Here is a 21,556-nt window from a genome sequence, read left to right on the forward strand (position 1 = left end):
TTGAGAATCATTATCAATAGTGGCTATGGTGGTCAGGTGCAATGGCTGACCGAACCTTTTACCGCAGACTTCTTTCTGCGGGCTCTCCTTGGCGGCGTCCTCGTCGCCCTCATCTGCGGTGTCGTAGGCACCTGGGTGGTAATCCGCGGCATGGCCTTCCTTGGAGAAGCGATAGGTCACGGCATGCTGCCCGGCGTGGCTCTGGCAACAGTTGCCGGTGCCCCTGCCATCGTTGGTGGGGCGGTGAGCGCCGTCATCATGAGCGCGATGATCAGCGCGCTGCAGCGGCGGGGTCGCCTTTCGTACGACACGAGCATCGGTCTGCTGTTCGTGGCGATGCTCTCCCTCGGCGTCATCATCGTGTCCCATTCACGCTCTTTCGCTACCGATGCGACAGCCATGCTCTTTGGCGACATTCTCGCTTTGGACGACGGGGACTTGCTTGGACTTCTCGCCGCTGCGACTATCACAGTCACTATCGCCGTCGTCCTCCATCGCAGCTTCGTCGCCGCTGCCTTTGATACCCGGATTGCCGTGACGTTGGGCCTTCGTCCCCATTTCGCCCAACTGGCACTGGTGGGACTCGTGACCCTTGCTGTTGTTTCTTCATATCAGGCCGTCGGATCTTTGCTTGTGGTGGGGCTGTTGCTCGCCCCGGCAGTAGCTGCCAGCCCCTGGACGCGCAGCATTCCGGCCCGCATGGTGGGCGCATCCTCTTTTGGCGCATTGGCGGTGGGTCTCGGACTGCTGTGCTCCTGGTACGCCGGCACTGCGGCAGGCGCTTCCATCTCCACAGCCGCGATCACACTCGCTGTCTTTTCCACTGCCGGCGCGCGCCTGTACGGCTGGCGAAGCAGGCAGGCAACCAGAACTCACGAGCCCACGCCGGCCCCCGCTTCTCTATCCCTCACTGGAAAGTAATAATGAATCTCCGAACAGCGCAAACAGTCCTGGCCGCCCTGGCACTTCTTTTTGTCGCGGGGTGTGGCAGTGCGCCAACCCAGCACGAACCGCAACCTGACACGAGCAAATCGGCGTCCGCTAGTGATGGGCATGGAGCGATTGCGGGAGTGGCCGAGGTCGCTGAACCGCAGCTTCATCTTGTGGCGATCGACGCCGAAGGCGAAGCCTCGATGCTGGACCTCCTCACCGGAACAGAGTCCCGGTTGGGGCACGTAGGTCCGCCGGCCCATGTCAGTACTGATGGCCGCTACGTCTTTGCAGCCACCGGCTCCGGCGTGGACATTGTGGATAGCGGCGTATGGACCTGGGATCACGTGGACCACTTCCACTATTACCGGACAGAACCCAAGACTCTGGGAAGGGTTGCAGGCGAGGGCACAGCCACTATCGCCACAGGCATGCTTTCGACGGCCGGTACAACGGGGCTGTTCTTCCCTTCTTCCGGGGAGGCTATCCTGCTGGATAACTCGGCGCTCTCCAATGGGACTATCTCAGAAACCCTTCGCCTCAAGACCGAACCGCACGCCGGCATCATCGCCCCTCTGGGTGAGGGTGCCGTAGTCTCCGAGCCCGACAACACAGGGAAGGCCGCGCGGTTGCGTGCCGTCGACGCTTCCGGCAAGGAGTTGGCCACCACCGAATGCCCGGCGGCAGCAGGAACCATCACCACCCGGCTGGGTCTGGTCATCGGTTGCGCGGATGGCGCAGTGATCGCCACAACGGAGGGGGTGACACCGGTCTTCGAACGGGTTCCCTACCCGGCCGGGGCGGCCCCGGCAACGGAATTCGATGGACGTAAGGGCAGGCCCACGGTCGCCGGGCTCAGTACTGATGCCGGAGTCTGGCTGCTGAACACCCGCCAGCGGGCTTGGGAGTGGCTGCCGACCTCAACCCCGGTACTCGCCGCGGCAACAGTTGACGACACTGACCACCATGTCGTTGTCGTTGGCGCTGACGGCACGGTCCAGGTATATGACGCATCGACAAAAGAGCGCATCGCGGTCACCGAACCGCTGTTGGCGGCAACCCTCGCGGATTCAGCCTTGGCTGGAAAAGTGCAGCTCACCCTCGATGGTCAGCGCGCCTACGTCAGCGCACCGGCGGAGGGCATTGTCTTTGAAATTGACTACGCCGATGACGCACGGATTGCCCGGACCCTCAAGCTGCCCACAAAGCCCGTGCATCTCGTGGAGACCGGTCGATGAAACGCGCGCCGCTGATTGCCCTCGCCGCTGCGGCTGCGCTGATATTTTCCGGTTGCTCACAACCGAACACGCCGGAGAAGCCCCAGGTTGTGGTGACCACCAACATTCTCGGTGATGTGACGCGACAGGTCCTTGGAGACCAGGTCCAGGTGACTACTCTCATGCAGCCAAATGCTGATCCGCACTCCTTTGAAATATCGGCCCAGGAAGCGTCCCTCATGGGCAGTGCGGACCTGGTGGTGTCCAACGGCCTCGGTCTGGAGGGAGGGCTGCAACAGCACCTCGACAGGGCTGCAAAGGCCGGTGCGCCAATGTTGGTGGCGGGGGACGTGGTCGAGGTCCTGCCCTACAGCTCCGGAGATGCTGAAGGCACCCCTGACCCCCATTTCTGGACCGATCCTGCCGCCATGCTCGATGTCGTCAACGCCATGGAAACCGCCGCGCGGAACATTGAAGGAATCGACGCCGGGCGGCTGGCGGCCAGCGCAGACGCCTACCGGGATCAACTCACCCGGCTGGACGTCGAGATGACAGATGCTTTTGCTGCCATTCCCAAGGAGCGCAGGGCCTTGGTGACGAACCACCATGTTTTCGGCTACCTCGCAGAACGGTTCGATTTCCGCGTTGTTGGCGCCGTCATCCCTGGGGGGACCACCTTGGCAGCCCCAAGCGCTGCCGATCTGCGCAAGCTCAGCGAGGCCGTCCGTGACGCCGGTGTCCCAACTATCTTTGCCGAATCGTCCCAGCCCGACCGCCTGGTGCAAGTACTCGCCAGCGAGGCTGGCCTCAATGTGCGGGTCGCTGAACTGTTCACCGAATCGCTGACCGGCCCCGACGGAGGCGCAGCAACCTACCTGGACATGATGCGTGCCAACACGGAGCGGATTGTCCAAGGACTCAGGACTTGACCACATCGAATAACACACGCCCAGGCAGAACCCTGCCTGACAAAAATAGAATGAGGAACCGAAATATGATCTGCAAACGAAATACGCGCCTGGGAGGCATCGCCCTTGTTGCCGGGATGACGCTCTTGGCGTCCGCCTGCGCCAACAGCACGCCTGCCAGTAATACCCAAACCCCTGCCGCCTCCGCTTCGGCTGACGCGCTCGGACGTGTCGCCATCTCCTACCCGGGAGGCATCAGCATCCTCGACGGGAAGACTCTGAACGTCGTCAAGAAGTTCGACTCGGAGGAATTCACCAGGCTCAACGCCGCTGGCGACGGGCGGCACGTTTTCGTCACCACGAAAGCCGGCTTCCAACTACTGGACACGGTGGAACCCAAACTCACGGATCTCGTAGTGGACGCATCGGCTCCCGGCCACGTCGTGCGGCATGCAGGCAACACCGTCCTGTTCGACGACGGCACGGGTACCACAACCATCCTGAAAACCGCAGACCTAGCCAAAGCAGACGGCGCCCTACCCGAAACCCAAACTTACAAAGCTGACGCTCCGCACCATGGAGTATCAATCGTGTTGGAGGACGGGAAACTTCTTACCACCGTCGGTGACAAGACCTCCCGCACCGGCGCGGTTGCACTCGAATCACACCATGGCCACTGGGACAAGTTAGCTGAGAGCAAGGAATGCCCCGGCATCCATGGCGAAGGTACTGCAGCAGGCGAAGCTGTGATCTTTGGCTGCGAGGACGGTGCCTTGCTGTTCCACGATGGCAAGTTCGAAAAGTTCCAAGCACCGGATAAGTACGGCCGGATGGGCAACGCCTTCGTCTCCGAAACAAGCCCTATTGTGGTCGGGGACTACAAAACCGATCCAGACGCTGAAGGCTACCTCCTGAACTCAGTAGCCCTCATCGACACCCAGAAGCACAGCTTCAACGTCGTCAAGCTTCCCGAGACAGTGAAGTACACGTTCCGGGATATTGCCCGTGGACCGGGGGATCTGGCTTACATACTTTCCACGAACGGATCGATCCATGTTCTGGATCCCAAGGACGGGAAGATCGTCAACGAATTCCCCGTGATCGGGGCCTGGGAAGGTCCTGTCGATTGGCAGGACGCCCACCCCGCCATCGTTGTCAAAGGCAACACCGCCTACGTCACCGAACCGGCAGCAAGCACCGTACATTCGGTTGATCTGACCACCGGCAAGGTGACCGGGTCGGCCAAGTTGGACGTAGTGCCCAACGAAATCGCCATCACCCTCGGAGCGCACTGACCCTTCCTGCGTCGAGTCAAACAGCAGGTGCCGCACCCTCGTGGCGCGGCACCTGCTGTTCAATTAGATGCCGGCGGGGGAGCTGCTGTTCATGCGGTTCCACGGGGCTTGAGTTGGAGCTTATCGATGAGGCCTGGACTCCAGTTTTTGTTTCCGGCCACGGAATGTGTCCCGCCGTCCAGCATGCGGAACTGCGTCGGGCGCGCCGCACCCGGAAGCGACGTATTCGATTGGCGTCTACGGCAAATCTGCATTAAGCTGATCAGGTTGCTTCCGGGAACGAGAGTTCCCAGGAAACAGAAGTTTGGGGCTGTGGCGCAGCTGGTAGCGCACCTGCATGGCATGCAGGGGGTCAGGGGTTCGAGTCCCCTCAGCTCCACCAAAAACAAAAAAACCACCCGGCGGGTGGTTTTTTTGTTTCCGGGGTCTTGGCTGGGATCCGGCCGGTCCACATCAGGTCCGGCCGGAATCAGGTCCAGTCGGAGCGGCGAAGCGGGGGTTCGGCGCCACCCGGTCGTTGTACGAGAACCTGGTTTACGCCCGTAATTCCGGCCTCGAAGCCGAGGGCGCTGGACGCCATGTAAAGCCGCCAGATCCTCGCCCGCCCCAGGCTCGTCAGCCTCACAGCCTCGTCCCAGTTGGCTTCTAGGCGGCGCACCCACGCACGCAGCGTCAGCGCGTAATGCCTGCGCAGGGCCTCGACGTCGAGGATTTCCAGGCCGCCGGCCTCCAGGGCGCTGACCATTTCGCCCAGGCTGATCATTTCGCCGTCCGGGAAAACGTAGCGGGGAATGAAGGAGTCCGGGTCCGGGCTGGTAGGGCCGGCATTCCAGGAGATCGCATGGTTCAGCAGCCGGCCACCGGGCTTAAGCAGGTTGTACAGCCGGGACACGTAGCCCGGGGTCTGTTCGCGACCCACGTGTTCGGACATGCCGATGGAGCTGATGGCGTCGAAGGGGCCGTCGTCCACGTCGCGGTAGTCCTGGACCCTGATATCGATTCTTTCCGTCAGGCCGGCGTCCGCTGCTCTTTTGCGCGCCATGACTGCCTGTTCGCTCGAGAGCGTTACCCCGACCACGCTGACCCCGTAACGTTCCGCGGCGTGGAGGGCGAAACTGCCCCAGCCGCAGCCGACGTCCAGTACCCTCATGCCTGGTTGCAGCCCGAGCTTGCGGCACACGAGGTCGATCTTGGCTTCCTGGGCGGCGTCGAGCCCGGCCACCAGGCTGTCGGGGGAGCCATCCCCGGGACCATCACCTGAGGGATCCGAGCCTGAGCTGGTGCCCCATACTGCGCAGGAGTAGACCATGGACGGTCCCAGAACCAGTGCATAGAAGTCGTTGCCGACGTCGTAATGATGCGAGATCGCGGCGGCGTCCCGGCGCTTGGAGTGCATGCGCCCTGCCTTCCGGACACGCGCCTCTTCCGGCGGAGGGGTGGGATTGGGTCCAAGGGCCCCTAGCCTGATCGCCGTCTTCAGCAATGTCCAGACTTCAGCCGGCGTGAGGGGCTTGAACGGTCCTGGCTCGGCGAACTTTCCCATGGAGCTAAGGGCCGTGAAGGCTGCGAAGATGTCCCCTGGCGCATCGATGTCGCCGGCAACGTATGCCCGGCTCAGCCCAAGCTGGCCCGGGGACCAGAGGATCCGCCGAAGGGCGCGCCGGTTACGGAACTCCAGCACGGGGGCCGCAGACGGGCCAGCCTCGGATCCGTCCCACGCCTTGAGCCGGAACGGGATTTCCTTTGTTCCCAGGACAATGCCCAGCGCCCTGGCCAGCCTTGATGCAGCAGTGGTGTTTTTCATGATGGGTGACCTCTCTTCCGCCATGCGCCTACAGTACGGCGGCGGTGGGCACATGTCAGCGATTGCGGGACACTTTTCTGTCTGCGCTGGCAAGTAATGAAGCCCGATTATCATTGGGAGGTGACTGACACGCTTCCTCCTTGTCCTGCCTGCTCAAGCCCGTTCGCCTACGAGATGGGCGCACTCCTGGTCTGCCCGGAATGCGGCAACGAGTGGGCCCCGGAAGCCGGCGGCGACGACGACGGGGCAGCGACGGAAGCGCGAGTGATCAAGGACGCGGTAGGCAACGTCCTGGCCGACGGCGATACAGTCACCGTCATCAAGGACCTCAAGATCAAGGGCAGTTCCAGTGTGATCAAGGTAGGCACGAAAGTGCGCGGCATCCGGCTGCTGGATGGCGTGGGCGACCACGACATCGACTGCAAAGTGGATGGGGTCGGTCCCATGCAGCTCAAATCCTCCGTAGTGAAAAAGGCCTAGCCGGGAGCCCGAAGCGATGGAGAAGCAGTTGGTGGACGTTGCGGTGATCGGTGCTGGGCAGGCCGGGCTCTCGGCGGCATATCACCTGCAGCGCCGGGGATTCAGCCCTGCCGGTGCCCTTGGCGCCGCGACATATGCCGTGTTCGACGCCGAGGAGGGCCCGGGAGGTGCCTGGCGGCACCGCTGGAAAAGCCTCCGGATGGCCACGGTCAACGGCATCAGCGACCTCCCGGGCATCGCCAAGCCAGTGGTGGACCCAGCAGAACCCAGCTCGGAGTTCCTGGCACGCTACTTTGCCGGCTATGAGCAGGACCTCGGACTAGCCATCAGGCGGCCGGTCAAAGTCACGGGCGTCACGCGGGAAGACGCAGACCCCCACGGCCGGCTGGGCATCACCACCTCCGACGGCGACTGGTCCGCGAAAGCGGTCATCAACGCCACGGGCACCTGGACCAGGCCGTTCTGGCCCATCTACCCGGGACAGTTCACCTTCCGGGGCAGGCAACTGCACGTGGCCGATTATGTTGCAGCGGAGGAGTTCCGCGGCCTGCACGTCATCGTGGTTGGCGGAGGTATTTCCGCCGTCGGCCTCCTGGACGAAATCTCCCAAGTGACCACCACGAGCTGGTTTACCCGCAGGGAGCCAGAATGGAGGGACGCCGAGTTCGACGCCCAGGCCGGCCACAACGCCGTAGCGCTGGTGGAGGAGCGGGTGCGCCAGGGGCTGCCGCCGCAAAGCGTGGTGGCGGTCACCGGCCTGATCTGGACGCCCGCCCTGCGCGCGGCGGCCAGGAGGGGTGCGCTGGACCGGCGTCCGATGTTCACGTCCATCGAACCCGACGGCGTCCGGTTGCCGAATGGTGAACTGCTCGTCGCTGACGTGATCTTGTGGGCTACCGGGTTCCGCGCCGAACTTGAACACCTCGCTCCGCTGCATCTCCGTGGTCCCGGCGGCGGCATCGCCATGGACGGCACGCAAGTGGCGGCGGAACCCCGCGTCCACTTGGTGGGCTATGGGCCGTCGTCGTCCACCATCGGCGCCAACAGGGCAGGGCGGGCAGCTGTGGCGGCCATCCTGAAGTTGCCCGGAGTTCACTACGAAACCTCCACGGCCCTATCCAGTGAAAAGGCGGCACCAGCCAGTGGTACAAAACACTCTTGAGGATGTCTTCGGGGCGCTCCGGCGGCGACCGGACGTGGAGGCCCCGAATCTCCAGGCCTGGGATGCCACGGACAGGCTCCTGCTGGAGACGGCGGCGGACCGGGCAGGTGCCGGCAGCAACGTGGCCGTCATCGGTGACCGCTATGGTGCCCTCACTCTGGGCGCCCTGGCGACGCTGGGTATACGCACGGTGCGCGTCCACCAGGACCTCATCACCGGCGAGCGGGCCCTCAGGAACAACGCCGCGGCCCTCGGCCTGGACTCAACGCCGCCGGAACCGGGGACGGGGAAGCGTTTCGAGCAGCTGCCGCTGGGGAAGGAACTGCTCACCGGCGCAGACCTCGTCCTGCTGCAACTGCCGAAGACCCTGGCAGAACTGGACCAGATCGCCGGGGCAGTGGCACGATACGCCGCACAGGGGGCGGTGCTCCTGGCCGGCGGCCGGGTCAAGCACATGTCGTTAGGCATGAACGCAGTATTGGAACGGCATTTCGGGACCGTCCAGCCGCAGCTTGCCCGCCAGAAGTCCCGAGTCATCGTCGCAGCGGACGCAAGGGAAGCGTCAGGGCCGGAGCCGGTTCCCGTGGTGGAGCACCTGGCCGAACTCGACCTGGACGTTGCCGCTCACGGCGCCGTCTTCGCAGGGCACAGGCTGGACATCGGCACGAGGTTCCTGCTGACGTTCCTGCCCGCGATGCCCGCTGCCGGGCACGCAGTGGACCTGGGGTGTGGCACGGGGATCCTGGCCGCCATGTACGCCAGGCAGAATCCGGGTTCCGTGGTCACCGCCACCGACCAGTCGGCCGCCGCCGTCGCATCCGCGGCAGGCACCGCTGCAGCCAACGGCCTTTCGGACCGCATGAAAGTCCTCCAGGACGATGCAATGAGCACGCTCCCGGACGCCAGCGTGGACCTCATCCTGCTGAACCCGCCCTTCCACCTTGGCGCCACCGTCCATGCGGGCGCCGGAATCAAGATGTTTGAAGCTGCCGGCAGGGTCCTCACCCCGGGCGGTCAACTATGGACCGTCTTCAACCGGCACCTGAACTACCTGCCCGCACTCGAACGGCTGGTGGGCCCCACCGCAGTCAAGGGCCAAAACCCGAAGTTCACGGTTGCAGTCAGCACGAGGCGGTCATCCCGGCAGCAAGGGGCCGCGCCGCGACCCCGCCTCCACATGTGGGCGGATGACAAGGGGTAACGTACCATTCAGACATCATTTAGTGACGAAGACGTTTAGGGGAAATCCGTGTCCGAGATCCGGCAGCCATCGCCTAGGCGCGGCACCAACCTGCCGCGGATGGGGGACTTCAACCTCACGGTCATTCTTGACGCCATCCGCAGGTCCTCCGGTGGCCTCAGCCGAGTGGAGCTCGCACAGATTGTGGGGCTCTCACCGCAGACAATTTCCAACATCTCCCGTCGGCTGCTGGACCAGCACCTGATTGTGGAAGCCGGCAAGGAAGGCAGCGGCCCGGGCAAGCCGCGCACCATACTGCGCCTGAACCCCTCGGGCATGTACGCGATCGGCGTCCACCTGGACCCCGCCGTAACAACCTTCGTAGTGCTTGACCTCGTAGGCGCCGTAGTGCAGCACTCACGGATCAAGACGCCGGGCGGAAACGATCCTGCAGCCGTGATCTCAACCATTGCCATGGAGATTGGGCAGCTTGTCACTGAATCCGGAGTGGATACTGCCAAGATCGCAGGCCTTGGCCTGGCCGCTCCCGGCCCCATCGACCTCGACAACGGCACGGTCGTGGATCCGCCACTGTTGCCCGGGTGGGACAGGGTTGAACTTCGCAATGCACTGGCCGAGGCCACCGGCTACTCGGTCCTGGTGGATAAGGACGTTACCAGCGCCGCCGTCGCCGAAACGTGGGCGGGCGGCCCCAGCGGCGCGGGCAGCTTCATCTTTATGTACATGGGTACCGGTATCGGCTGCGGCATTGTGCTCAATGATGAAGTGGTCCGCGGAACGTCGGGCAATGCCGGCGAAATCGGGCATATCGTGGTGGATCCAGATGGCCCCGTGTGCGACTGCGGCCTGCGTGGCTGCGTGAAGTCCTCGGCGATCCCGCAGGTGCTGGTGGCTGAGGCAGAAGCCGCCGGCATTCTCGACGGTTCCCGCACGGACAACAGCGGTGCCGTTGTCCAGCAGAGCTTCTCGCGGCTCTGCGACCTCGCTGATGAAGGAAACACGCAGGCCCTCGCCATCATCGACAAATCGGCAGTGCTCGTGGCCCGCGCCGTATCGGTGGTCACCAACACCCTTGATGTGGAGCGCGTTGTCTTCGGCGGGCCATACTGGAGCCGGCTGTCCGAGCGGTACCTGGACAAAATCCCGGCCCTCTTGGACGCCAACAGCGCAGCCCGCCTCATCCATACCATCGAGGTAGTAGGAACCGGGGTAGGAGAGGACGTGGGCGCCATCGGTGCGGCTTGCCTCGTCCTGGAGCATACGCTGGCACCCCGGGCACAGCGCCTCCTTTTGGAGAGTTGAACCGGGCGCCTTGCCCGCGGCAGGGTGCACATCTAGCATTTGGATATCGCCGCGGCTGGGGGCCCGCAGACAACGGGGACTGCAGCCATTTACTGAATGGAGCACCATGCGTCGCCGGGCCCTGAGCATAACCTCCCTGATCGCTGCCGCAGCCTTGGCGCTGTGTGCCTGTTCCCCGGCGGCCCCCGCTGACCAGGCCAAGACCCTGAAGGTGGTCTACCAGAAGACGGATTCCTTCGTCGCACTGGACGACCTCTTCCAGTCAGCCAAGGCTGAGTTCGAAGCCGCCAACGACGGCGTCACAGTGGAACTGCAGCCCATCCAGGCCAACGATGACGACTACGGCACGAAGCTGGCCCTTGCCCTCCGGTCGCCGTCCACCGCTCCGGATGTCTTCTACGAGGACACCTTCAAAGTCCGCTCCGACGTGGATGCGGGCTTCCTGCTGAAGCTTGACGACCACCTGGCGCACTGGAAGGACTGGGACACCTTTGACGACGCCGCGAAGGCTGCGGGGCTGGGTGACGACGGCGGCACGTACGCGGTGCCGCTCGGCACCGATACGCGTGCCATCTGGTACAACAAGAAAGTCCTCGCCGCTGCCGGCGTCAGCCTCCCGTGGGAGCCTCGGACCTGGCAAGACATCCTTGAGACCGCGCGGAAAATCAAAGCCAGCGACCCCACGGTAGTGCCCTTCAACATGTATGCGGGCAAGGGCACCGCGGAAGGTACCGTGATGCAGAGCTTCTATGAGTTGCTGTACGGCACCGGCGACGAACTGTATGACGCAGACGCCAAAAAATGGGTAGTGGGCTCGGACGGCTTTACGGATTCTCTGGCGTTCCTCAAGACCCTCTACGACGAACAACTGGCCGTTTCCCCGGCCGAAGCACTCGACGCGAATGTGTGGAAGAAGGTGTTCGGGGAATGGCTCCCGCAGGGGAAGATGGGGGCCACCGTGGAAGGGTCCTACGCGCCGTCGTTCTGGCAGGAAGGCGGCAGCTACGAATGGCCGGAGTACGGCACGGACATGGGCGTAGCGGCGTTCCCCACCAAGGATGGACAGGCACCCGGCGGAGTCAGCATGTCCGGGGGCTGGACGCTGGCCGTCGGAGCAGGCACCAAGGACCCGGACCTTGCCTTTGACTTCCTGGCCACCGCGCTGAACCAGAAGAACTCGCTGGCATTCAACGTCGCCAGCTCCCAGATCGCGGTCCGCGAGGACGTCGCGTCCGACGCCGGCTACCAGTCGGCAAATCCGTTCGTGAAAGACGTCTCCGAGCTTGTGTCCGTCACGCATTACCGTCCGGCAACGGCCGACTACCCGCGGATCTCCGCCGCTGTGCAGGAAGCCACCGAAGCGGTGATCACCGGCTCGAAGACCCCGGAACAGGCCTCTGCGGACTATGACGCCGCAGTGGAAGGCATCGTGGGCGGCGACAAGACCGTCCGGAAGTAGCCTGTGCCGGTTCTTCCCCTCCAGCGTCCGCGGTCCACACCGCGGATGCCCGCCCGGCTGCGGCGCAAGGCACGCCTGTTGCCGGTGCTTCCTGCCATCCTGCTCCTGCTGGTATTCCTGGCCGGTCCTGTGCTGTGGGCGTTCCACGCATCCTTCACCAACGCCGCACTGACCGGACGCAACGCGCGCAGTCCCGGCTGGGTGGGCCTGGATAACTACCAGCGGCTGGTGACGGACCCGGTCCTGCCGCTCTCGCTTGTCCTGACGGTTCTCTTCGTCGGGGGGTCGGCCATCCTGGGGCAGAACCTGCTCGGACTCACTATTGCGGTGCTGATGAAGCAGGCGCGGAAGCCCGTTGCCGCCGTCGTCGGAACGGCGGTGGTGGCCGCCTGGGTGCTTCCGGAGATTGTGGCAGCGTTTGCCGCGTACGCGTATTTCAGCCGCGACGGGACGCTGAACCAGCTGCTGGGATGGCTGGGCCTTGGCCAGCCGGATTGGCTCTACTCGTTCCCGATGGTGGCGATCATGCTGGCCAACGTCTGGCGGGGGACCGCTTTTTCCATGCTGGTGTACCGCGCCGCGCTCGACGACATCCCTGCGGACGTGACAGAGGCGGCGCTGATGGACGGTGCCGGCGGCTGGCAGCGCCTGGCCTTCATCACACTCCCCATGATCCGGAGCAGTATAGCTACCAACCTGATGCTTATCACGCTGCAGACACTGGCCGTCTTCACGCTCGTCTGGGTCATGACAGCCGGCGGGCCCTCGAATTCCAGCACAACGCTGCCCGTGCTGGCGTACGTTGAGGCATTCAAGTTCGGGGACATCGGTTATGGCACGGCGGTGGCGTCCGTGCTGATCCTGATCGGGGCTATCTTCGGCGCGGCCTACGTCCGCCTCCTCCGTCAGGGCAAGCCATGACGACGGCGGCACAGGCCTCCCGGCGCGCACGGCAGGCCGGGCCCTCCCGCAGCCGCCGGCGTGCCAGGCTTCCGGCGGACGCAGCCCTGCTGCTGATCGGGGCATGCTTTGTGCTGCCGCTGCTGTGGCTGGTGTTCGCGTCCCTGGACGCGGGTGCGGGCCACCAGACGCGGATTCCGGGCGAAGTGTCGCTGGAGAACTTTGCCGCGGTCATGACGCCGGGCCTGCTGTTCCAGCCCCTGTGGAACAGCATGGTGCTCTCCGCAGGCACGGCGGCTGTCAACCTCGCCGCCGCAGTGCTGGCGGCCTACCCGCTCTCCCGCTACCAGTCCAGGTTCAACAGGCCGTTCCTGTACGCTGTCCTGTTTGGCACGTGCCTCCCCGTCACCGCCATCATGGTGCCGGTCTACGGGCTGTTCGTCCAGCTCGAACTGTTGGACTCCATGCCAGCCACAATTTTCTTCATGGCCACCACCACGCTCCCGATGGCTATTTGGATGACCAAGAATTTTATGGACGCTGTGCCTGTTTCACTCGAGGAGGCCGCGTGGGTCGACGGCGCTTCCGGGCTGACCGCCCTGCGCACCATCGTCCTTCCGCTCATGCGCCAAGGCCTGGGCGTGGTGTTCATCTTTGTCTTCATCCAGGCGTGGGGGAACTTCTTCGTCCCGTTCGTGCTGCTGCTGTCCGAGGCTCGGCAGCCCGCCGCAGTTTCCATCTTCAGCTTCTTCGGACAGCACGGCGCAGTGGCCTACGGCCAGCTGGCAGCGTTTTCCATCCTCTATTCAGTTCCGGTCCTCGCCCTGTATGTCATCGTGGCGCGCGGCGCCGGCAGTTCCTTCGCACTGACCGGGGCCATGAAGGGGTGAACCAGCAAGGCCGTCAGCACAAGGGCCATCGATGCCAACCGGGGCTAGGGCGCGGCTGCCCGGACGTCGTCCAGCAGCACCGTTACCGGTGCGTTCGTCGCTGAGCCGGAGAGGTACGTCATGATCCCGAGACTGCCCGATACCTGCAGGGCTGCCGTCGAGTCAGTAACACTGCGCTGCCACGTGGTCGGCTCTGCCGTGCCGAGCTCCCAGACGCGTGCACGGACAGTGGTGGGGTTTGTGCCGCTGACCTGCAGCCGGATTCCCAGCCGATCGCCAACAGCGTAGTTCAGTCCTGGGATTGCCGCGCCGCTGGCGATGGTTGTTTCGGCCCCGTTGGCCGCAGTACGCACTAGCGTGAGGTTGACGCTGCCCGTTGACGTAAGGCTCACTTTCGCCCGATATTCGCCGCTGCCGGAAACCCGCCGCCCAATAACGGAGACATAGAGTCCGTTGCCTGTCGCAGGCTTGTCCGTTGCGAAGGACAGGGACAGGTCCGTGGCAGCTGACGAGACCGAGCCAAGGTACGCGTTGTTCCCCACGGCGGGCGCAGAGATGCGGATCCTGCCCGTTCCGCCGGACACGGAATAGGCGGAGGAACTGCCGGTAGTCGTCCAGGGACCGCCGACGTCTGCGGAACCAAGCCCGTTGGTGACTGTCCTGCCGAACGCGTCCGAGGCCAACAGGGGCGTGGCCCCGACGGTCACCTGCGTGTTGGTGGAGGCCGTGGCACCGGCGTTGTCAGTCACGGTGAGCGTGACAGTGTACGTCCCGGCTGCGGCATAGGTCCGTGATGCCGTGGCAGAGCTGGCGGTGGTTCCATCACCGAGGTCCCACGCATGCGACGTTATGGATCCATCCGGATCCGAGGATGCGGAGCCGTCAAAACTGCACTGCAGCGCCGTGCAGCTGCTGGTGAAGGAAGCTACGGGTGAAGCGTTTCCAGTGCCGGGAACGATGCTGAAATCATCCTGGAAGCTGCCTGCTGTGGCTACAAAACGTCCCGTGAGTGAGGTCTCAGTGAACTGCAGGTCCAGCAACCCGTGGCTTGGGCTGGCGTTGAGCCCCGAATAGGCAGCGAAATAGGGAGCCTCAGGATCCGCGGCGTTGACATCCCTCAACGCCACTCCGCCGGTGCCCACCGTCGTGAAGACGGTTCCTGTGCCTTTGGAAAGTGCGTTGTCGGCGTCCCGCACACAGTCAGCGTCATAGGTACCCGGGACGAGCCCGGTGCAGCCGGTCCCGGTGGCAAGTTGCTTACTGCGCTGATACAGATGCTCGTGGCCGTTCATCACCAGATCCACCTTTTTAGTCACCATCAGGTTGGTGATGTCGGCCCCGGCTACGCAACTGTATATCCCCACGGACAGGCACGGCGTGTGCATTCCGACAACGACCCAGGGGATGGAGGCGGCCCTGGCGCCATCGATGGCTGCTGACGTCCAGTTGTAGCGTGTGCTGCCGGCCGAGTAGTTCCAGGTTCCATCGGAGAAGGGAATACCCGGGGATATCATGATGAACCTGGCTACGGGGTCCTGCTGAGGGACGTCCACGTAGTACTGGCGGCCGTAGGTGCCGATCACGCCCGGCAATTGATTTGGCAGGCAAGCGGCAAAGTCGTTGATGTTTCCGTTCTGGCCATTGCTTTCGTGGTTTCCTGACACCAGTTCGAACGGAAACCCCGCACCTGCATTCGACGTCACAAGATCGCACCAGGCCTGTTCCGCGCCCGTGGCCCCGTACGACAGGTCACCGAGGGCAAAATGGAGGTCGGGCGCGATGGCACCGATCCTTGCCAGGACACCCGAAGCGGCCGCACTCGAGGAATAGTCGCCCGCCGTGGTCACGTGCAGCTGTCCGGGAACTGCCGGGATCACTGCCGCCAGCGCCGAAGGTTCTCCGTCGACGACGACGGGCGCCGCCTGCAGCTCAGGCGATGCTGTCTGCCACACGCTCAGCCCCGGAAGCGATCCCAGGATCAAAGCGGCGCTGGCCACTGCGACGGCTGCAAATCTGCCATTGCCCATAGCGGACTCCTACTACCCGGAGTTCCGGCGCAAGTCCGGTGCCAAGGCCCGAGCTGGGCTGAGACGCCCGTTTCAGTCCGCGGGTACCGGACAACGGGCGTGAGACCACACGTGGCGTATATGCCAAATAGTAGTGCCGGGCAGGAACGCTGCATAGGCTCCGGAAGCCGCTGGCGTCCGGTGCATGGCACTCAGTCGATATCCTCGACCACTACTCCAAAAGGAATGCTGTCGTCGAGGTGGGCCTGATGGCCGGTGGGACCCACGTTGTAGGTGACCCGGACCCCGTGCAGCTGGTCGGCAGCGGACTGCTGCAGGACAGGCTTGACGGCAAGGATGAAGCTCTCGCTCTTGTCGGCGAGGAACTGCTTGTAACTGGCTGGAAGCTCGCTCATTGCAACAGAATAGACCTGAGGGCCACGGATGGGGAGGGGTCCCCATTGCACGGGTTGCCACTGGTGGCTTGGATAGTATGGCGGGCGGGGTGCAGTCGGCAGGCAACGGCCTGCCGCCCCGGCCAACCAGGGGGAATCCAGTGCTTCAGACCAGTACATCCGCGAGAATAGAACCGGCGGAACTGGCCCGCGCGCAGCAAGTCGTGGCGAACATCTCCCGAAGCTTCGACGCGAAGGTCGTAGGGCAGTCCCGGCTGCGTGAATCGCTCCTGATAGGCCTGATGACCGGCGGGCACATCCTGCTGGAGAGCGTCCCGGGCCTGGCCAAGACCACGGCGGCGCAGACGGTGGCGGAGTCCGTGAGCGCCGAGTTCCGCCGGATCCAATGCACCCCGGACCTGTTGCCCAGTGACATCGTCGGCACTCAGATCTACGACGCCGCCAAGGGAACCTTCATTACCCAGTTGGGGCCCGTCCACGCCAACATCGTCCTCCTCGATGAGATCAACCGCTCCAGCGCCAAGACCCAGAGCGCCATGCTGGAAGCCATGCAGGAGCGGCAGACGTCCATCGGGGGACAGGAGTACAAGCTTCCGTCGCCGTTCCTGGTGCTCGCGACGCAAAATCCGATCGAGCAGGAGGGCACCTATCAGCTGCCCGAAGCCCAGATGGACCGCTTTATGCTCAAGGACGTGCTGGACTACCCCTCACCGGCAGAGGAAGCAGAGATCATCCGGCGCATCGACGCAGGGGTCTACACGCCGGAGCAGATTCCGGCGGCGGCTGCGTCCCTGGATGCCGTGGTGGGGGTCCAGGAACTGGTGAAGCGCATCTATATTGATCCGGCCATTATTAACTACATCGTGGGCTTGGTGTTCGTGACGCGTAATGCCGGGCAGTACATCGACCGGCGGCTGGCAGGCTTCATCGAATTCGGCGCCAGCCCCCGCGCCAGCATCGCGTTCAGCCAGGCGGCGCGGGCAGTGGCCCTCATCAACGGCCGCGACCACGTCATCCCGGAGGACGTCAAATCCCTCGCGCACCGGGTGCTGCGGCACCGCCTCATCCTGGGCTTCGAAGCAGTGGCGGAGGAAGTACCGGTCGAGACCGTAGTTGATGCCATCGTGGCATCCGTCCAGATACCCTGAGCACCAGGTGACCAGTCTGCTTACGCGCGTGAAGTCGAAGATGTCCATCTTCGCGCACCGGAAAGCCCGCGGCATCCTTGACGGCGAGTACGGTTCAGTATTCCGGGGCCGCAGCCTGGACTTCGACGACCTCCGGGCGTATGTTCCGGGGGATGAGGTCCGGGACATCGACTGGAAGGCCTCCGCCCGCCACGGCTCCCCGCTGATCAAGCGCTACGTGGCCGTACGGCGGCAGACCCTTATGCTGATTGCCGATACCGGCCGGAACATGGCGGCCGGATCCCGCGACGGCGAACCCAAGAAGGACATCGCCGTGATGGCCCTTGGCGTCATGGCTTACCTGGCACACCGGCACGGCGACGTGGTGGGACTGGTCTGTGGCGATGCCTTTGGTTCCCGCACCATTCCGGCCAAGGCTGGGGAAGCCCACTTGGAACGGCTGCTGCAGGAGGTCCACTCCCGGGCCAGCCTGGACAGCGGACCCAGCCGGCTCGAAGAGCAACTTCGCCATGTGGCGCGCACCGTCAAGGGACGGAACCTGCTGTTCGTCGTCGCAGACGAGCTGGCCGCAGACCCCGGCCTGGAGCAGGTGCTCCGCCGGCTGCGGGCGCAGCACGAGATCCTGTGGCTCACCATCCGCGACGCCCACCTTGCCGGCGCCGGGCCCGCGGAAGATGCGTTCAGTGTCGTGGACGCTTCGCCGCTGCCCAGCCGGATCGCCGAGTCATCCGGCGTAGCTGCCGCATATGCAACGGCCACAGCGGGACGGGACGCCGGCCGGCATGCCATGCTGCGCAGCGTCGGGATTTCCGAGGGCCGCGTGGCCAACAGCCAGGAAGTCATGACTGAACTGTTTGCCTTGCTGGAACGGCACCGGCGTGCAGGATAACGGCGGGTTCTACGCACCGCTTCAGTACAGCCCGCTCTGGCTGTGGGCGGGCATCGGGTTGCTGGTCCTCGTCGTGGGCTGGTACTTCTTTGTTTACCTGAGCACCCGTGAACGCCCGGTGCCGGCGGCAGCGCCGCGGTTCACGCCGCCGTCGGACATCCACAGCCTCAAGGAAGCGTACCTGCAGAGGATCGATGCCGTGGAAGCCGAGGCAGCAGCCGGACGGCTGACGTCCCGGGCGTCCCATCAGGAACTCAGCCTCCTGGTCCGGAAGTTTACCCGCGACGTCACGGGCGTTGATGCCCCCAGGATGACCCTGGCGGAGCTGGACAGCCATCCCCTGCCCGCAGCGGCCACAGCCGTTGGCGTGCTCTACCCCGGCGAGTTCGGCGCGGAACCGCTGCCGCCGCTGGCCCGGTCAGCCGAGACGGCCCGCCAGTCGGTGCGCTCATGGAACTGATGTTCTGGTGGCTCCTTCCCATCGCAGCGGCCGCGTCAGCCGGTGCCGCCTGGCTGGTGTTCCGCAAGGACTCCCGGGACAACGCCCGACGGCGGCCTGTTGCCCACGCGGACCGCCTCACCGCGCTGCCCGAGTACCAGCGCGCCCTCCGGCGGTACCGGCGCTGGCTTGCGGTCGCGGCGCTCGCGGCCCTGACCCTGGTGGTATCGGCTGCCATCGCCACGGCCCGGCCCGTAAACATGACCACCATCCGGCCCGAGCAACACAACCGGGACATCATCCTGTGCCTGGACGCGTCCGGATCCATGAGCAGCGCCGACGCCGAAGTGGTGGAGGTCTTCACCGAACTAGCCGCCGACTTCGACGGTGAACGGATTGGGCTCACGATCTTCGACAGCAGCGCGGTCCAGGTCTTTCCCCTGACCGATGACTACAGCTATGTGCAGGAGCAACTGACAATGGCGAAGGACGCCTTCAACGGTGAAGCCGGGAGCTCAGGCTTCCTGGACGGCACCTGGAATGGGCGCGGCTCGTCCCTGATCGGCGACGGACTGGCCAGCTGTGTGGAGAGCTTCCCGGCTACCGACGCCACGCCCCAGAGCAATATGCCTGCAGCCAAGACGCCTCCGCGCTCGCGGTCAGTGGTGCTGGCGACCGACAACTTTCTTTCCGGCGATCCGATCTTCACGCTGGAACAGGCGGGTGCGCTCGCCAAGGAACGGGACATCCGCGTCTACGCCCTGAACCCCGGCGACTTCGACTACGGTACTGACTCCAAACAGCCGGGTGCCTTGCTCAGGGCCACGGCCGAAACCACCGGCGGAGCCTACTACGCGCTGGACAGCCCGGAGGCCGTGGCAGGCATCGTCCGGGACGTCCAGGCAACAGAAGCAGCCGCCATCCAGGGTGCGCCCCGTGCCGTGGTCTCGGACCGTCCGGACCTGCCCCTGGCGCTCGCACTCCTCTCCGGCCTGGTCCTGGCCGGCGCGTCCTGGCGGCTCAGGCCATGACGCTGCTTCCGGTTCTGCCAGCATGGGTGATGCTGCCACTGACCGCCGCCGTCGTGCTGTTCCTGGGTTGGCAGGTCATCAGTGTCCGACGGCGGAACCCCCGCCGGGGGCCGGGCTCAGGCCGCGACGGGGTGCTCCGCGGGATACTCGTGCTGCTCGTTGTGGGGGCGGCGCTTCGGCCGGGCATCCCGGGCGGAAGCGCGGAGGCGGCGACGGCGGACATCAACGTCTTCTTTGTTGTCGACACCACCAGCAGCATCGCCGCCGAGGACTACGGAGATTCCCTGCCACGGCTGGAGGGAGTCCGTGCGGACATCAGTGCCATTGCCGAACGCCTGGCCGGTGCGCGCTTTTCGCTGATCACCTTTGACACCAACGCTGCCGTCCGGATGCCGCTGACCACTGACACGTCCGCACTGGACACCTCGTCACCGTGCTGGAACCGCAGGTCGCGGCCTATTCCAAAGGAAGCAGCGTCACCGTGGCGGCGAAACTGCTGGACGAGCGGCTCCGGGCTGCCCGCGACAGCCATCCCGAACGGCCGCGCATCGTTTTCTATCTCGGTGACGGGGAACAGACCAGTGGAAAACCCCCTGCACCGATGCGCGTGGACACGGGGCTGGTCAGCGGGGGAGCCGTGCTGGGCTACGGGACAGCCGAGGGCGGACGGATGAAGGAAAACACCGGGCCAGGCCCCGACGACGCAGGCTACATCCGCGACAGAAGCGGCGGGACCGGCCGGGACGCCCTCTCCATGCTGGACGAGGCCCAGCTCCGGCGCATCGCAGCCGACCTCGAGGTTCCCTATGTGCACCGTTCGGCAGGTGACGCTGCCGCGCCCATGCTGCAGGACGCCAATCCCGGCGCCCTGCAGCGCGGGGAAGGGGACAACAGCCTTGAAGGGCGGATGGAACTGTATTGGATCCTGGCGGCCGGGGCGTTCCTGCTGGCCCTCCGGGAAACGGTCCTGGTGCTGCGGCAGTTGCGTGAACTCCGGCCGTTGAGTCAGCACAGGAAGTTGGGTCACACAGGGCCGCCAAGCCAGCCCGGGCCGTCACAAACTTCGCCGTCCAGCCGTGACCGCCAACCTGTGCAGGGGGCATCTAAGTGAACCCGGATCATTCTTCGACGGCGGCCACCTTGCTCAGGCGCCGGAGGCTCCTTCTTCTCTGGTCCGGTTTGCCCGTGCTCCTGGTCCTTTGCCTGTCAGTTAAGCTGCTTAGCCTCGGCGTTCTCGCGGGCCAGGCGGCCACGGGATTTGAACACCGTGATGCCGACGCGGTGGGCTCCGCAGCGGCGGGGTTGGGCACCGTCAATGTCATCGAACCGCACAAGGCACCTTTCGCCGCGGGGGACGCCCGGGCCCTGGCCGGGGACTTCGAGGCAGCACGGAAACGTTTTGAGGAGGCCCTGGCGCTCACCGGGCCAAATGATGACTGCGTCATCCGCGTCAACCTGGTACTCAGCATCGAACAGCTTGGTGATGCCCGGCTGGCTGCCAAGGACCCGACGGCGGCAGGGCAGCTTTTCGCCGAAGCGCTGGCCGTCGTGGACGCCGCGCCTGACGGCTGCCTGGCGTCCTCCGACCAGTCGGCCGCCCCGGCCCCGGGAGAGAAGCTGGACCAGGCAGAAGCCCGGCTCCGGCAAAAATCCGAGGACGCCAAGGCCGGGGAGGGTGCGGGGGAGCAGCCCGAAGGCGAAAAACCGCAGGCTCCGGCAGAGCCCGATCCTGGGCAGCAAACCCAGCTCGAGGAGCTCAAAGACAGCGCCCGGAACTCCCAGCTGGAACGCAACAACGGCCAGGAACGCGACGAGTACCTCAGGGACGGCGATTACGGCGCAGGACCGGACAAGCCCTGGTAGCCGCCACAGTGGCGAACAAAATTCTGTGGCACCGTGAAATACGGCGTAAAGCTGCGTCTTAATTCGGCGGCCAACTTGAACGCTTCCGGAAGGACTCCTAGAGTTCTATACAAGTTACCGCGGTAACGTGTCAGCGATCCTCCGTTACGGAGGGTGTGGGTGCCCCCATGTGGGCCTGACATTTGCTCACGGACAACTTCATTCCAGGCGTAACAG

At 64.7% G+C, this 21,556-nt stretch carries 21 protein-coding genes and 1 tRNA gene; 19 read left to right on the top strand and 3 right to left on the bottom strand.

What is annotated here, in order from left to right:
- Positions 1-36: 36 nt before the first annotated feature.
- The 5 genes from aztB (at position 37) to V9L17_RS08080 (ending at position 4,732) form a co-directional block, all read left to right on the top strand.
- A complete protein-coding gene (aztB, locus tag V9L17_RS08060; protein WP_337351060.1) occupies positions 37-921 on the top strand; it encodes a zinc ABC transporter permease AztB in 885 nt (294 codons plus the stop codon).
- Between the two features lie 149 nt (positions 922-1,070).
- A complete protein-coding gene (locus V9L17_RS08065) occupies positions 1,071-2,168 on the top strand; it encodes an ABC transporter (RefSeq protein WP_337351061.1) in 1,098 nt (365 codons plus the stop codon).
- A complete protein-coding gene (gene aztC, locus V9L17_RS08070) occupies positions 2,165-3,076 on the top strand; it encodes a zinc ABC transporter substrate-binding protein AztC (protein WP_337351062.1) in 912 nt (303 codons plus the stop codon). The genes V9L17_RS08065 and aztC overlap by 4 nt, the downstream gene beginning before the upstream one ends.
- A 50-nt stretch (positions 3,077-3,126) precedes the next feature.
- A complete protein-coding gene (gene aztD / locus V9L17_RS08075; RefSeq protein ID WP_337351063.1) occupies positions 3,127-4,350 on the top strand; it encodes a zinc metallochaperone AztD in 1,224 nt (407 codons plus the stop codon).
- A 306-nt stretch (positions 4,351-4,656) separates the two neighbouring features.
- Positions 4,657-4,732: transfer RNA gene (locus tag V9L17_RS08080), tRNA-Ala, on the top strand.
- An 87-nt stretch (positions 4,733-4,819) separates the two neighbouring features.
- On the opposite strand, the gene V9L17_RS08085 is transcribed toward V9L17_RS08080, so the two are convergent.
- The gene (locus V9L17_RS08085) at positions 4,820-6,154 is read right to left on the bottom strand and encodes a class I SAM-dependent methyltransferase (RefSeq protein ID WP_337351064.1); all 1,335 of its coding nucleotides are present in this window, start codon (positions 6,152-6,154) and stop codon (positions 4,820-4,822) included.
- Positions 6,155-6,274: 120 nt separating this feature from the next.
- Here V9L17_RS08085 and V9L17_RS08090 point away from each other — a divergent pair, with 120 nt between their 5' ends.
- The 7 genes from V9L17_RS08090 (at position 6,275) to V9L17_RS08120 (ending at position 13,548) form a co-directional block, all read left to right on the top strand.
- The gene (locus V9L17_RS08090; protein WP_337351065.1) at positions 6,275-6,634 is read left to right on the top strand and encodes a zinc ribbon domain-containing protein YjdM; all 360 of its coding nucleotides are present in this window, start codon (positions 6,275-6,277) and stop codon (positions 6,632-6,634) included.
- A 16-nt stretch (positions 6,635-6,650) separates the two neighbouring features.
- Positions 6,651-7,796, top strand: a complete 1,146-nt coding sequence (locus V9L17_RS08095) for an NAD(P)-binding domain-containing protein (protein WP_337351066.1) — start codon at positions 6,651-6,653, stop codon at positions 7,794-7,796.
- Positions 7,777-8,997, top strand: coding sequence for a class I SAM-dependent methyltransferase (locus V9L17_RS08100; RefSeq protein WP_337351067.1), 1,221 nt, complete (start codon positions 7,777-7,779; stop codon positions 8,995-8,997). Before V9L17_RS08095 ends, V9L17_RS08100 begins: the two co-directional genes overlap by 20 nt.
- A gap of 99 nt (positions 8,998-9,096) precedes the next feature.
- Complete coding sequence (locus tag V9L17_RS08105) at positions 9,097-10,299, top strand: ROK family transcriptional regulator (RefSeq protein WP_337348227.1); 1,203 nt, start codon at positions 9,097-9,099, stop codon at positions 10,297-10,299.
- A gap of 106 nt (positions 10,300-10,405) precedes the next feature.
- On the top strand, positions 10,406-11,758 hold the full coding sequence (locus V9L17_RS08110; protein ID WP_337348187.1) for an extracellular solute-binding protein: 1,353 nt from the start codon (positions 10,406-10,408) through the stop codon (positions 11,756-11,758).
- A 45-nt stretch (positions 11,759-11,803) separates the two neighbouring features.
- Entirely contained in the window at positions 11,804-12,679 is an 876-nt protein-coding gene (locus V9L17_RS08115; protein ID WP_337348226.1) for a carbohydrate ABC transporter permease, read from the top strand.
- Complete coding sequence (locus V9L17_RS08120) at positions 12,676-13,548, top strand: carbohydrate ABC transporter permease (RefSeq protein WP_337351068.1); 873 nt, start codon at positions 12,676-12,678, stop codon at positions 13,546-13,548. Before V9L17_RS08115 ends, V9L17_RS08120 begins: the two co-directional genes overlap by 4 nt.
- 44 nt (positions 13,549-13,592) lie before the next feature.
- On the opposite strand, the gene V9L17_RS08125 is transcribed toward V9L17_RS08120, so the two are convergent.
- Together V9L17_RS08125 and V9L17_RS08130 are read right to left on the bottom strand one after the other, a co-directional pair.
- Entirely contained in the window at positions 13,593-15,575 is a 1,983-nt protein-coding gene (locus V9L17_RS08125) for a PKD domain-containing protein (protein WP_337351069.1), read from the bottom strand.
- A 191-nt stretch (positions 15,576-15,766) separates the two neighbouring features.
- Positions 15,767-15,970, bottom strand: a complete 204-nt coding sequence (locus V9L17_RS08130) for a hypothetical protein (RefSeq protein ID WP_066294296.1) — start codon at positions 15,968-15,970, stop codon at positions 15,767-15,769.
- Positions 15,971-16,110: 140 nt separating this feature from the next.
- Between V9L17_RS08130 and V9L17_RS08135 the strand changes: the two genes are divergently transcribed.
- Genes V9L17_RS08135 through V9L17_RS08165 form a run of 7 tightly spaced genes read left to right on the top strand, consistent with a single transcriptional unit; the run spans position 16,111 to position 21,340 of the window.
- On the top strand, positions 16,111-17,118 hold the full coding sequence (locus V9L17_RS08135) for an AAA family ATPase (protein ID WP_337351070.1): 1,008 nt from the start codon (positions 16,111-16,113) through the stop codon (positions 17,116-17,118).
- 7 nt (positions 17,119-17,125) lie between these two features.
- Complete coding sequence (locus V9L17_RS08140; RefSeq protein WP_337351071.1) at positions 17,126-18,007, top strand: DUF58 domain-containing protein; 882 nt, start codon at positions 17,126-17,128, stop codon at positions 18,005-18,007.
- Positions 17,997-18,467, top strand: coding sequence for a hypothetical protein (locus V9L17_RS08145; RefSeq protein WP_337351072.1), 471 nt, complete (start codon positions 17,997-17,999; stop codon positions 18,465-18,467). Before V9L17_RS08140 ends, V9L17_RS08145 begins: the two co-directional genes overlap by 11 nt.
- Positions 18,458-19,477 carry a vWA domain-containing protein gene (locus tag V9L17_RS08150; RefSeq protein WP_337351073.1) on the top strand — a complete coding sequence of 340 codons (1,020 nt, stop codon included), beginning with the start codon at positions 18,458-18,460 and terminating at the stop codon, positions 19,475-19,477. Before V9L17_RS08145 ends, V9L17_RS08150 begins: the two co-directional genes overlap by 10 nt.
- Entirely contained in the window at positions 19,474-20,151 is a 678-nt protein-coding gene (locus tag V9L17_RS08155; protein WP_337351074.1) for a VWA domain-containing protein, read from the top strand. Before V9L17_RS08150 ends, V9L17_RS08155 begins: the two co-directional genes overlap by 4 nt.
- On the top strand, positions 20,148-20,588 hold the full coding sequence (locus tag V9L17_RS08160; RefSeq protein WP_337351075.1) for a hypothetical protein: 441 nt from the start codon (positions 20,148-20,150) through the stop codon (positions 20,586-20,588). Before V9L17_RS08155 ends, V9L17_RS08160 begins: the two co-directional genes overlap by 4 nt.
- Positions 20,585-21,340 carry a hypothetical protein gene (locus V9L17_RS08165; RefSeq protein WP_337351076.1) on the top strand — a complete coding sequence of 252 codons (756 nt, stop codon included), beginning with the start codon at positions 20,585-20,587 and terminating at the stop codon, positions 21,338-21,340. Before V9L17_RS08160 ends, V9L17_RS08165 begins: the two co-directional genes overlap by 4 nt.
- Positions 21,341-21,556 lie beyond the last annotated feature (216 nt).

It is taken from the genome of Pseudarthrobacter sp. CCNWLW207 (assembly GCF_037203945.1).
GTDB lineage: Bacteria > Actinomycetota > Actinomycetes > Actinomycetales > Micrococcaceae > Arthrobacter.

Coding starts and splice junctions, on each gene's coding strand:
- V9L17_RS08085 (WP_337351064.1), bottom strand. CDS start 6,154: ATGAAAAACACCACTGCTGCATCAAGGCTGGCCAGGGCGCTGGGCATT.
- V9L17_RS08130 (WP_066294296.1), bottom strand. CDS start 15,970: ATGAGCGAGCTTCCAGCCAGTTACAAGCAGTTCCTCGCCGACAAGAGC.
- V9L17_RS08125 (WP_337351069.1), bottom strand. CDS start 15,575: ATGGGCAATGGCAGATTTGCAGCCGTCGCAGTGGCCAGCGCCGCTTTG.
- V9L17_RS08115 (WP_337348226.1), top strand. CDS start 11,804: ATGCCCGCCCGGCTGCGGCGCAAGGCACGCCTGTTGCCGGTGCTTCCT.
- V9L17_RS08120 (WP_337351068.1), top strand. CDS start 12,676: ATGACGACGGCGGCACAGGCCTCCCGGCGCGCACGGCAGGCCGGGCCC.
- V9L17_RS08160 (WP_337351075.1), top strand. CDS start 20,148: ATGAAGGAAAACACCGGGCCAGGCCCCGACGACGCAGGCTACATCCGC.
- V9L17_RS08110 (WP_337348187.1), top strand. CDS start 10,406: ATGCGTCGCCGGGCCCTGAGCATAACCTCCCTGATCGCTGCCGCAGCC.
- V9L17_RS08155 (WP_337351074.1), top strand. CDS start 19,474: ATGACGCTGCTTCCGGTTCTGCCAGCATGGGTGATGCTGCCACTGACC.
- aztD (WP_337351063.1), top strand. CDS start 3,127: ATGAGGAACCGAAATATGATCTGCAAACGAAATACGCGCCTGGGAGGC.
- V9L17_RS08095 (WP_337351066.1), top strand. CDS start 6,651: ATGGAGAAGCAGTTGGTGGACGTTGCGGTGATCGGTGCTGGGCAGGCC.
- V9L17_RS08105 (WP_337348227.1), top strand. CDS start 9,097: ATGGGGGACTTCAACCTCACGGTCATTCTTGACGCCATCCGCAGGTCC.
- aztC (WP_337351062.1), top strand. CDS start 2,165: ATGAAACGCGCGCCGCTGATTGCCCTCGCCGCTGCGGCTGCGCTGATA.
- V9L17_RS08150 (WP_337351073.1), top strand. CDS start 18,458: ATGGAACTGATGTTCTGGTGGCTCCTTCCCATCGCAGCGGCCGCGTCA.